The 11,766-nt window shown below is 54.7% G+C and carries 8 protein-coding genes and 3 tRNA genes; 4 read left to right on the plus strand and 7 right to left on the minus strand.

Annotated elements, in window-relative coordinates:
- From DFP90_RS23415 to DFP90_RS02715, 3 genes are all read right to left on the minus strand, one after another.
- Nucleotides 1-95, minus strand: a 95-nt coding sequence (locus tag DFP90_RS23415) for a GTP-binding protein (RefSeq protein WP_425452147.1), incomplete at its 3' end; no start/stop codon positions are given.
- A 57-nt stretch (nucleotides 96-152) separates the two neighbouring features.
- Nucleotides 153-226: transfer RNA gene (locus DFP90_RS02710), tRNA-Gly, on the minus strand.
- An 81-nt stretch (nucleotides 227-307) separates the two neighbouring features.
- Nucleotides 308-392 (minus strand) — tRNA-Tyr (locus tag DFP90_RS02715).
- Nucleotides 393-611: 219 nt separating this feature from the next.
- On the opposite strand from DFP90_RS02715, the gene rlmB reads away from it, so the two are divergent.
- Entirely contained in the window at nucleotides 612-1,493 is an 882-nt protein-coding gene (gene rlmB, locus DFP90_RS02720) for a 23S rRNA (guanosine(2251)-2'-O)-methyltransferase RlmB (protein WP_115934863.1), read from the plus strand.
- Nucleotides 1,494-1,575: 82 nt separating this feature from the next.
- On the opposite strand, the gene DFP90_RS02725 is transcribed toward rlmB, so the two are convergent.
- The 3 genes from DFP90_RS02725 to DFP90_RS02735 are packed head-to-tail and all read right to left on the minus strand — an operon-like array spanning nucleotide 1,576 to nucleotide 4,137.
- The gene (locus tag DFP90_RS02725) at nucleotides 1,576-2,133 is read right to left on the minus strand and encodes a hypothetical protein (protein ID WP_115934864.1); all 558 of its coding nucleotides are present in this window, start codon (nucleotides 2,131-2,133) and stop codon (nucleotides 1,576-1,578) included.
- Nucleotides 2,134-2,150: 17 nt separating this feature from the next.
- On the minus strand, nucleotides 2,151-3,407 hold the full coding sequence (locus tag DFP90_RS02730) for a M48 family metallopeptidase (protein ID WP_181905147.1): 1,257 nt from the start codon (nucleotides 3,405-3,407) through the stop codon (nucleotides 2,151-2,153).
- A gap of 19 nt (nucleotides 3,408-3,426) precedes the next feature.
- Nucleotides 3,427-4,137: a hypothetical protein gene (locus DFP90_RS02735; protein ID WP_147300915.1), complete on the minus strand. Its 711-nt coding sequence runs from the start codon at nucleotides 4,135-4,137 to the stop codon at nucleotides 3,427-3,429.
- Nucleotides 4,138-4,279: 142 nt separating this feature from the next.
- On the opposite strand from DFP90_RS02735, the gene DFP90_RS02740 reads away from it, so the two are divergent.
- Nucleotides 4,280-4,355: transfer RNA gene (locus DFP90_RS02740), tRNA-Thr, on the plus strand.
- A 160-nt stretch (nucleotides 4,356-4,515) separates the two neighbouring features.
- Nucleotides 4,516-6,474 (plus strand): beta-N-acetylhexosaminidase, encoded by a 1,959-nt coding sequence (locus DFP90_RS02745; RefSeq protein WP_181905148.1) that lies wholly within the window; start codon nucleotides 4,516-4,518, stop codon nucleotides 6,472-6,474.
- Nucleotides 6,475-6,502: 28 nt separating this feature from the next.
- Here the strand turns inward: DFP90_RS02745 and DFP90_RS02750 are convergent, their stop codons facing one another.
- A complete protein-coding gene (locus tag DFP90_RS02750; RefSeq protein ID WP_181905149.1) occupies nucleotides 6,503-9,757 on the minus strand; it encodes a hybrid sensor histidine kinase/response regulator in 3,255 nt (1,084 codons plus the stop codon).
- 589 nt (nucleotides 9,758-10,346) lie between these two features.
- Here DFP90_RS02750 and DFP90_RS02755 point away from each other — a divergent pair.
- A complete protein-coding gene (locus tag DFP90_RS02755) occupies nucleotides 10,347-11,726 on the plus strand; it encodes an OprD family outer membrane porin (RefSeq protein ID WP_115934869.1) in 1,380 nt (459 codons plus the stop codon).
- Nucleotides 11,727-11,766: the final 40 nt, after the last annotated feature.

The following is an 11,766-nucleotide window of genomic DNA, read 5'->3' on the forward strand; positions in this document are numbered from 1 at the left end:
ATTGCAGCGGTCAGCGTGGTTTTACCATGGTCAACGTGACCAACGGTGCCGACGTTACAATGCGGTTTTGTACGCTCAAACTTTTCTTTAGCCATCTTCCGAGTCCTTAGTCAGACCATCAGTCCAAAGCACAGGTCATTCATTCAAATTTTTGGAGCGGGTGATGGGAATCGAACCCACGTAACCAGCTTGGAAGGCTGGGGCTTTACCATTAAGCTACACCCGCAAGCTACGCCGATTTCCAATCCCGCTCTAACGATCGAGCCGCGACAGAAACGCGACATGCCACAACGCAGCAAAATATCAGTGGTGGTGGGAGTTGGATTCGAACCAACGTAGGCATAGCCAGCGGATTTACAGTCCGCCCCCTTTAGCCACTCGGGCATCCCACCACATTTTGACGACCAACTTGTCATCAGTGGAACCACCGATATTCACCGCTTGCGGCGAGAACGGGGTTTATGGCTTGGCGGCCCTATTGTCAACGGCTAACCGAAAAGAAATTTTCAAAAATCGAAAAAAAATTTGCGCCCCTTAGCCGGAACCGCCGGAATCCCTCGAATTCGAAAAACTAACTTGCCTGCAACGCGTTTCCCCCATACTACCAGATCATGAGCAGAAACACTTCCAAACGCGGTTCCGGTCGGAATCATTCTGCCCGTGGAGCCGCATCGACATCGAAAAAATCCGCCACGCCGTCCAAAGGGGCCGGGCGGGGCCAGAATCGAAATAAGGAAAGAAATACCGGTTCGCGTATTCCAGGCGGATCAGGTGACTCTTTCTGGCTATATGGCAACCACCCTGTACAGGCAGCCCTGGCCAATCAGGAGCGCGATATCCAGCGTGTGATATGTACAGGCGGCCAGATTGATGAATACCTCCCCCTCTCCGCCAGGCGGGGGATCCAGGCCGAACGGGTTGACCGGGAGCAGATGGACGGGCTTTTTCCCGACGGCACGGTACATCAGGGTGTTGCCGCCCTTGTGCGGCCACTACGCCAACTGGCCATCGAAGATATCCTGTTTTCCGCCGGGGAAAAATCCGTGCTGGTGGTCTTGGACCAGGTGACCGATCCCCATAATGTCGGCGCCGTCCTTAGATCCGCCGCCGTTTTTGGTGCCGATGCGGTGATTTTGCCGGACCGCAACGCCCCGCCGGAAACAGGCGTCTTGGCAAAAAGTGCGAGCGGCGCTTTGGAATCAGTCCCCCTGATCCGGATCGGCAACCTGGCCCGGACGCTAGAGCAGACCCAGGAAAAAGGCTATTGGTCAGTCGGCCTGGCGGGCGAAGGGGATGTTGAATTACCCGATCTCGCCCTGCCCGACCGCCTGGTGATCGTCATGGGGGCCGAAGGCAGCGGCCTCCGCCGTTTGACCCGGGATCATTGTGATCATCTTGTACGCATCCCGATGGCAGAAAACGCAGTCGGCAGTCTGAATGTATCCAACGCGGCGGCCATTGTGCTTTACGATATCACGGCCAGGCGCGACTGAACGAAATTGACCAATTCAGCCCAACAAAAAACGGCCCTGTATGGAACAGGGCCGTTTTTTTATCTCATTACCGTTGGATCGATCAAAGCGGCTGCATGCTGACCATCATCTGCTCAACATCAGAGCGACCGCGATTGTAGTAATAATCCGTTAGGCCGGAATAGCGCATCAAGCTCAACTTGTCGTCGTGGACAATCCCACGGACAAGAGATTTATATTCCAGGCCGTCTTTATTCTCGAATCGGTACTCAGCAATAAAACCATCGTAGCCACCGGATTTGATGGGTCGGGAATCCAGGATTTCGATATTGTGCTGGTCGGTGGCAACCAAATCCGTCTTGATCATTTCCAGCAGTTCCAGTGTTGTCATACCGTTTTTGTAGACAGCTGCCTTTTCGTGATCAGCGATCTTTTCTCCGTCCTTGATACCGGCCTTAACAGACATCAGCTGCAAACCAATTCCGTCCAATGTCCAAAAATCCGAATCCCCCTGTTTCAGGCGGTTCCATTCCTGGGTGGTCTTGAAGCTGAAAGCATCAGCGATCTTCACTTCTTGCTCTGGCTTGACCAAAGCATAGCCGTTACAGCCGGCCAACAGCGCAAGAGCAGCCGCAGCGACCATTTGTTTCATCATTTTCATATTGCCAATCCTTCCAATCAGGAAATCTGTTCAAGCATCTGGCGGATAAAGGCCGCATCATGGGCATCCGGAGCCAGTTGCAGATATTGTTCAAAATTCATGCGCGCTCGTTCCTGCTCGCCCTCTTTCAGCGAAATCAGACCCAACGCCCGATAAAGACCAGACGGCGCATCCACGTCCCGCTCCTTGGCATACTCTTCGGCTGCGAGATAGGAATCCCTTGCTTTCTCCAGGTCCCCCTCATCGCCGCGTTTGCGATAGAGCTCGCCCTTGAAATAGGCCACTAATACCGGTGCACGGCCCGCCTCTTCCATATCGTGCAAAACCACCTCAAGCGCGCCAAAGTCACCCTGGGCCAACTCGTCTTCAAGGAAAGACTGCAGATACGGCGCAAGCCGCTGACGTAAGGGAGCTTGGGCAATCTCCCGCTCTGGCCCGTTGCGTTTCAGCCATCGCGCGTGATTGTCCAGCGTCTTCTCACGCTGCTGGGCTTCTGGATGTGAGGCAAAGAAACTGTTGCGCATATCGGCATCCTTCGACGCCGCATACTCACGCTTCACCTTGCCCCAAAGCATCGCCGCTTCCGCCGGGTCATAGCCCGCCTGATCCATGAGAACCAGGCCAACAGCATCGGCTTCCGCCTCGTTGGATCGGCTGTAGCTTGAAAGGCCGCCCAATGCGATAATTGTCGCGCCAAGCCCGATAATGCCCGTCCCCAGGGTCAGGAAGGCCATCGCATCCAGCGTATTGCGCTGGGTACGCCAGTTCTTGATGGAATGAAGCTTGTAATAATGGGCAAGTTCATGCCCCAACACCGTTGCCAGTTGCGCTTCATTCTCGACCCGCAACAGCAGACCAGTCCTGACTTCCATCAACCCGTTGGGGGCCATAGACGCGTTAAAGCCTGGCTTCCGGACAACATAAACCCGGATATCCTTGCAATAGTCCTTGGCCAACCGGCACAAGACCCCCCGCACATAGGCGTTCAGATCCTCGTCCCGCACCAAGCTTGCATGCGTTTGAAGACTTTCCTCATACCGGTCCATCTTCATCCACCAACCGCCTTCATCGGTGGTCACTTTAGGCCGATAATTGACATCAAGTTCAGGCGTGGAATTCACCTCCACCGGTTCCAGCTGGTCCAGCGCCGGCATTGACACTTGTCCGCCGTCCGTCGGCAGCGCATTTTGCTGCGGCTGGGTCGAAGCAACACAGGCCGACAGCACAGATAACGCCGTGCCGGCGGCAATCAGGCGTTTCATCTTCATCCACATGAGACACACCCCTGCTTGATCAACCCGGGAAATCTGCCAGCAGACCATCAACAACGCGTGGCGCAGTCTCTTTTTTGCGCAGGTCACCGGTGGAGCTGTAGAGGAAGTTGAACCATTCGATATCACCATCGTTCAGATCAACCAGGGAGGCATGCCCAACCTGCTGGCCGCCCTGGATACCGACGCCCAGAACCATGCCAATGGCAATGATCGCCGCACGACCGGCGCTGGAATAGCTGTCGCGCACAGAAATGAACAGCGCATAATCCGCATCATAATAATCGCGCAGGAAGGCTGCCTTTTCCGCAAGGGTCCAGTCAAATTTATCCTGTTTGGTCGGCAGATTGTTGAAAGCTGCAATTTTGTGATAGCGAATATTATTGCCCACAACCTCGTGGAACTTGATGACCCGCTTTTCCTGGATAGCAAGCTCTTCGCTCTTGGCCAAATCTTCGGATCGCACCACCTGAATGGAATAGGTGCCAAGACGTTCATCAAGAATCTGTTTGATATTGGCTTCCGCCTGTTGGGTCCAATCTGCCCGGGGCTCATTCGCGCCGGCCGCCGAGAGTTCGTAAAGCTCCACATCAAGCGGCATCACCAGAACCTTGCTGCCATTGAGCTGAACCACCCCCTGGTCTGCTTTGTGAACCTTTGTGGTCTGACAGGCAGCAACCGTCAGTCCGAGCAACAAGACAGACATCACCTTAATCGTATTAAATTTATACAAGAGACCCCCCAAAAAATAACATATTGCCCTGCATACAGCAGCGCCGCACGTTATCGATTGCAACGGTAGCTTGCAATCATATTATCTTCCGCTGAATTTCATCTTGCGAAATGCGGATTGACCAGTTAAGAACGCCCGCATCGCCAGCTTAGCTCAGATGGTAGAGCAGTTGATTTGTAATCATCAGGTCGCGAGTTCGAGTCCCGCAGCTGGCACCATAACCCCTCGAAGTGACATCCGCTTCGAGGGGTTTTGTTTATTACCCTCCTGATTTGACGCGAGTTTGACGGAATTGACGATGGCGGTTTCTATACGACTGACCGTCGGGGCGTTACAGCTGAATCTCTTTGTATGAACAATAATAACGGGAGGTTCACCATGGGGCAGATTCTAGATCCCGGTTCCGATTGCAATTTTATCCTGAGCTCTTCCTGGCAGCCGGAAAGGGATACAAACGGGCGCGTCACATTATGTCTGGAAAACAGCGGCAATCATACCATCACCGATTTCGCGCTGCATGTGACCATGATTGTCTTCATCACCAGTGAGACAACCATAGTCGGCGCAAATCTGGCCGACGCCTGCTCCACCTATCATGTATTGACCCCTCCCGAAGGCAGTAGTCTGGAACCTGGTGAAAAATGGCAGGTCACGCTGATCAATCCGGGTCATGAACTGCTGCATGCCAATGACGGTCCGAAATCAGCTTTTCTCACACTTCCGGGTGAGGCCGATAAGCCGATACCGGTCAGGATCGAGCCGATGGCCTCTGTCGAGGCTCCGCACGAGCCCAATGGTCTCGGCAATTCAGATAACGCCCCCTCAATTGGCCCCATGCTGGGGGTCCTGCCCTGCCCTCAGCATGCCGACATATCCGACTGGTCCGGAAAGGAAGCCCCGGCTTTTCATCTGAGCCAGGACCTGCCGGATGAGGCGCGCCGGATTATCGACAACATTCTCTCCCTGGCGCAGAGGCTTTATCCCGAACAGCCCTCTTTTCTGGCGGGAGACAGCAGCAATCAGGGGCCAGCTCTGCTGATCAGTTTGGGGGAGGGTCCAAGAGACGAATCATACCGCCTGACCATAGAGTCGGATCATGCGAAGCTGGATGCCGGCACCGAAACCGGGCTGCGGCATGGGTTGATCACCCTGGCTCAAATCTGCATTGCAAGTCACCTTAACCCGGAATTATTCCCTTTCCCCCTGAAAGCCGACATCAGGGACTGGCCACGTTTTTCCTGGCGTGGCGGTCATCTGGACATGGCCCGGCATTTCTTCCCAGCCCCGCAGGTCAGTCGCTTCATCGACATTCTGGCCTGGCAGAAATTCAACAGATTTCATTGCCACCTGACCGATGATGAGGGGTGGCGAATTGAAGTGCCTTCCCTGCCGCACTTGACCGAGATTGGAGCCTATCGCGGGCATGGGCTGGCGATACCGCCACAATTGCACTCCGGCGCGGACAAATATGGCGGATTTTATGACCGAGAAACCATCCGGCAATGGTTGCGCCAGGCCGAAGGGTTGGGCGTGGAGCTTATTCCCGAGGTTGATTTGCCCGGCCATTGTTTTGCCATTTTGCAATCTTATCCCGAACTGGTTGACCCGGCAGACCGCAGCCATGCCAAGAGCGTCCAATATTTCAAGAATAACGTGATCAATCCCGGCATGCCGGAAACCTACCGCTTTCTGGAAACAGCTCTGACGGAGGTCGCCGAGCTTTTTCCAAGCCCCTGGTTTCACATCGGTGGTGATGAGGTGGCGCCAGGATCCTGGGAGCAAAGCCCCGCCTGCCTTAAGTGGAGTGAAGCAAGCGGCATCTCCGGCAAGGACCGGATCCAGGCCCACCTTCTGCAACAAGCCTCCCGGGTCCTTAAAAATCTCGGCAAGCGGATCGGGGGCTGGGAAGAAGCTGCTGCCGAAGGCGGCATTGCCCCTGGCGGCGGCAACTACCTGATCGCCTGGCAGAATGCCGAGATCGGGTTCGAACTGGCCACAAAAGGCCACGATATTGTCATGGCCCCAGCCCAGCATTTCTATCTTGATGTCGCCCAGAGCACAGATTGGTCCAGCCCGGGTACCGGCTGGGCAGGCGTGAACAGCCTGGAAGACGCCTATCGTTATGATGTGATGGAAGACTGGCCGGACCAATCCAGCTCTGGCCGCATGTTGGGGATCCAGGCCTGCCTCTGGACAGAACATGTCCACGATATCGCAGGGTTCAACATGCTGGTCTTTCCTCGGCTATCCGCCCTTGCCGAAGGGGCTTGGATCCTACCCGATAGCAAGGATTACAACCGTTTCCGCGCCATCAGCACTCTCATGCCCACCCTTTGACCGGGGGCTGGCGCTAAGACGGCAGGTATTACACCTGCCGTCTTTGGCGCAGATGGCGCTTCAATTCGGAGAGCTGCGCCGTGAGAAGACGCCGGTCTTCCTCTTCCAGCCCAGCCCTCAACACAAATTCCCCGGTGCGTAAAACGTCGCGCCAGCGCGGTTGTTTTGGCATTGTCTCCACCAACAGATATTTGTCCAACGTCCGGGTCTGATAGGTGCTGCGATCCAGATAGGCCCGCCAGATGCCGCTTTCTTCCGCCAGTTCCACCTTGCCTTTGCCGCAGGCAGAAGCCCAGCAGTCCAGTGCCGTGGTCATGACCGCAACAATGGCCCGGCGGTAATCCAGCTCATCAGTGGGCACCCAACGATCCGCAACCATATCCAGCTCCGGTTCCAGGGTACGGATTTCCTCCACCAGGCGGCCCTTCTGATCCGCCATAGCCGACGCGGCTGTTCCAAGCAAAGCCTCTACCTTGCGCTGCTCTGTGCCATTGCCCCCCTGCCCGGATGCCCAGCCATTCAAAGCCACCACAGCAAAGCCGGAACCTTCATCCTCACCAAAGCGAAACAGGCTGGCGTGACGGGACAGGCCATTTTCCAAAGACAGTTCAATTTCTCGCGGACCACTGTCATCAGATGACTGGTCCAAGATAATCTCGCTTCGGGTCAATTGATCCAGAAGGCTGCCTTCCAGGTTGTTTGAATCCGCCCCCAACCAGGTTTCAGCCGCCGGGTTCGAGTAATGAATAACCCGGTTTTCTGCCGCTAACAGCACCGGCATTGTCGATTCTTCCAACACCCTGAAAAGGCTGCGCCGGGACGCCCGCAGGGCCTCTTCCGCTTTTTCCCGCTTCGCAATCTCTGCCGACAGGCGTTCATTTTCCTTCGCCTTTCGGGAGGCCTGCCGAACCCCCAGCAGATTTTCGAGCCTTGCCAGCAAAACATCTTTATCAAATGGTTTGGTCAGATAATCATTGGCCCCTGACGCAAGGCCTTCACGCATATCCTGTGATCGCGAACGGGCCGTGAGCATAAGAATCGGCAGTTCGGTCAGGTCAAAATCCTGGCGGATCATCCTGGCGACATCAAATCCACTGAGGTCCGGCATCATGACATCCAGCACCACCACATCAGGTGGATCATCCTGGATCTGATCGAGCGCGCTGCGGCCTTCGGATGCAACCTGAACCTGATATCCGGCCAGTTGCAAGGTATTGTGCAAAGCCTGCAGATTGACCGGTTCATCATCAACAATCAAAATCCGCGCCCGCCCCTTGCCTTGCTGAAGCGTCGGCAGAACATCGATCTCTTCTTCCGTGAACATGATTTGCGGCACCATCTGATCCAGTTGTTCTGGAATCAGATTCTCTGCAGGCGAACCGGCAATGGCCAGAGAGAAGCCGAAGCTCGCCCCCAGCCCCTTGGTACTGCCCACATGAAGCTCACTGCCGAAAAACTGGACAATCTGGCGGCTGATGGTAAGCCCAAGCCCGCTTCCCTGGCGGCGCCGGGTCGAAACATTCTCCAACTGCACGAACGGTTCGAATATCCGCTCCATATCCTGATTGGCAATACCGGGTCCGGTATCGTGGACCGCAATGGCCACGCGCCCGCCATCCTTGCGGACTTCCACGGAGACCCTGCCCCGGATGGTATATTTCAACGCATTGCCGATCAGATTGAACAAAACCTGCTCCAACCGGGCCGGGTCTGCCAGCACAGGCGGCAGCTCTTCATCCATGACCAAGGTAATCTCCACGTTGGAGGCAGGCCTTGTATGGTTGATCAGACTGACCACATGCTGCATCAGCACATGAACATCAATAGATTGCAGATCAACACGAAACCGCCCTTCGCGAATACTGTTGAGATCCAACAGGTCATCAATCAGGCGGGACAAACGCTGGCCGCTGGCAATCACCAGTGACAATTGCCGTGCCTGTCCATCGGTCATGTCCCCGGCAATGCCATCCAACATGGTTTGCGCAATGCCAACAATCCCGTTCACGGGCGTACGCAATTCATGGGATGTCGCCGCCAGGAAATCATCTTTCATCCGGTCTGCATTCTGCAATTCCAGGTTCTGGCTTTCGATCAACTGGACTTTTTCTTTCAATTCCGCATTCTTTTGCCGAATCAATCCGATCTGTTCTCGAATAGAATCGCGCATGGAAGAGAAAGCCCGTGCCAATTGGCCCAGTTCATCCTGACGCCCCAGATCACGGATCGGCAGTTCCAGCTCCCCTCGTGACAACCCCTCGGATACAGCCGTCAGGTTTTTCAGTGGCGCGGTAAAGGATCGCGCCAGATAGGCCGTCCCACCCAGGATTCCCAAAATCATAGCGCCAATGATCAAGAACACCGAATTGCGCAATGACAGGCTTTCTGCCATGGCATCCACACGCTTCTGCTCCACGATCAGGGCCCAGTCCAGGTCATCGCGCTGGAACCGGGTGAAGGCGGCAAAAGCCAAATCGCCGTCAAAACTTTCCGCTTCGATTCTGCCGGTCTTTCCCTCAAAGGCAGCCTTAGCAATAGGGCTTTCAATCTGATTGGTGTCAGGCAGCCCGCCCCGGATGCGCCCTTCGCTCCCAACCGCATAGATCCGGGTGCCCAGTTGGTTCTCCTTCGGGACCTTGAACAACTGATCAAAAGGCGTTTGTGGCAATTGGTAGAGGGCGACCCCTTCCACCGAGCCGTGACGGACGATCGGGCGACCGATTATCGCCGCTTGTCCCTGCTCCAGCCCAGCATAGTCCATATAAACATAGACATCATTCAGATCCGGTGTCATCTGGGTCATTGCCATCACACGCCGATAACATTTTCCCAGAATGGAATCGGCCAATGCAGGCTCCGTCAGGTCTTTAGAAAAATATCCATCCTTCTCAGCGGCATAGACAACCCTTGCCGTTCGGTCGACCAAATACAGATTATCGAAATCCGACGTTTCAAGAATACCGGCAAAACCCGCATGGAATCGGTCATGAACCGACAAATATTCATGGACCGAGGCAGCGGCTTCATCTGGGGCAAGCGCTGCGTCCAATTGAAACGCGGCGCGCAATATAGCGGAAGATTGATCCGGATCCGGCGACAGTCGGTGAAAGGCGTGGCTGAAACCGTAAAAGCGACCAACGCTATATTTAACAAAGTCACTGCGCGCAAAGCCATCTGTCTGACGCCGCAAACCGTCAAGATACCGGTTCAGCTCATTTTCCTTGGTGTTGCGAATATTGGCCAGCCGATCCAGTGCATTATTTTCCGAATTGGCCGCCATCATGCTGAGGAAAGCTCCCGCTATGATGACACATGGAAAAAAGCTCAAGGCGAAAAAAGCTAAATAGAGTTTCCTCCGGAAGTCGAATTTTGTTGGCAAAGCTGCCACCCCCGTCATTTCCCTGTTGATGCCGGTCCCGTTCTTTGCCGGTCATTTTTATCATTTCGAACATTAGCAGACGAAACCGTCAAACTTCTAACGTCAAAAGCGTAAAAATCGCCAAATTCGCCGAACCGTTGTTGACCCCGCCGCGCTAACACGCCTCTCATTGCTTAGACGCAAACCTTTCGGGTCTGCGATCAAGAAGCGCGATGGAGCCGGAAAAGGCCCGTTTTCCAAAAAAGGAAATTGCGCTGACAGGGATATTCACTTTTGGGAGGAATAGATGACTTCAGCAAAAACACCCTGACCCGGGCTTGAGAGGGGACATTCATTGTCTTGGCCGCGGGAACAAACGGGACCGGCCATACGGGATATGAATACAACTTCCAACTGACCGAAAACATGCATTGAACCAACCGCGAGACAAGTTCTCGCCACGTTTCTGCATGACCGAATTTTGACACCTGCCCTAACTGATTGGGAGGAACGTATGTATATTGCCTATACCAAATCAACCTTGCTCGCCGGAACCGCCCTTGCGATGCTGGCAGCATCCGCAATCGCCCCGGCTCAGGCCGATGAAGCGACCATCGCCCCCTTGTGGGAAGACAGTCACCTGAACGCAACCCTGTATTACTGGCAGCGCACCCGTGATCGCCGGGCCTCTGCCAACGGAAATTACGAAGCCAACCTTGATCATGTAACCTTAAATGCCGCGCTCGACTTCAATTCGGGCTATGCCGCTGACGCCTTCGGTTTTGACGCCGGGATTTTCGGCGCGACCGATCTTGCCAACAGCAAGGAAGGCAACGGCCATGAAATGTCCTTCCACGGCACACGCATCACCGGCAGAACCTATGACAAGGAAGCCTCGGGGCTGAGCATCTACAAGGCCCACGGGAAATTCAAGCATGAGGAAGAAGATTGGTCCGTCAAAGCAAAGGCCGGTCTGCAACAGATGAATGCCGGCACGCTTGGTGTCAACTGGTCCTATCTGCCCGGCACCTATCGCGGGGTTCAGTTTGACGGGACGGCCGGGAATTTCTCATTCAACTACGGCATTGCGGACCAGTATAAGGCACCCTGGTTCAAACGCACCGCGGAATTCCGCGACCGCAATAGCAAGATCATCGATTACCTGCATAGTGCAGGCGTCAAATATCAGTTTGACGATGGACCGCTTCTCGAAGCCGGGTTCGGGCAGGCTGAAGGGTTCATGAACAGCTACCTGGCGAAGGTTTCGCAGGGGTTTGATGTTCTCGACAATTCCCGGCTGTCCTTGAGCTATCAGTTCTACGGCATGGATGATCATGCGGACGATCGCAGCTCCAACGATGTTTATAACGGGTTGGCATGGACCCAGGCTGCAACAGCCGCTCTGGATTATGGCAACTGGAATTTCAGAACCGAGTTTACCTGGGTTAAGGCGGAAGGTGCCTACGGCTATTTTCTGCCGCGTATGACTCCAAGCTACGGTTCCTCCCAGGGCCGCTTCGACATTTGGTGGGATTCCCGGTCTGACTGGAACCATGACAATGAAAAAGCGATTTTCTTCGGGGCCACCTATGACATGAAGGATCTGGATGCACCGGGATGGAAAGTCGGGGCATCTTACGCCTATGGCTGGGACCTCAAAGGCTGGGGTGGCAACTTTGACGCACCCGTAAAAACCGGGGCCAAGGAATCCGCCTATAACTTCGATGTGATGTACACCGTTCAGGACGGCCGTTTCAAAGGCACACTCTTCAAGATGCATTACACCAACTACGACAACCAGTCCGGCGAACCTTCCTGGACCAACTACGGCAACCTGTTCCAGGACGAGCGGGATGTGAAATTCCAGGTCATCGTACCAATCGAGATTTTCTAACAGGCAGGAAGAAGGGTGCAAAACCGTTAATTATTACGAT

Source organism: Aestuariispira insulae (genome assembly GCF_003385955.1).
Classification (GTDB): Bacteria; Pseudomonadota; Alphaproteobacteria; order UBA8366; family Aestuariispiraceae; genus Aestuariispira; species Aestuariispira insulae.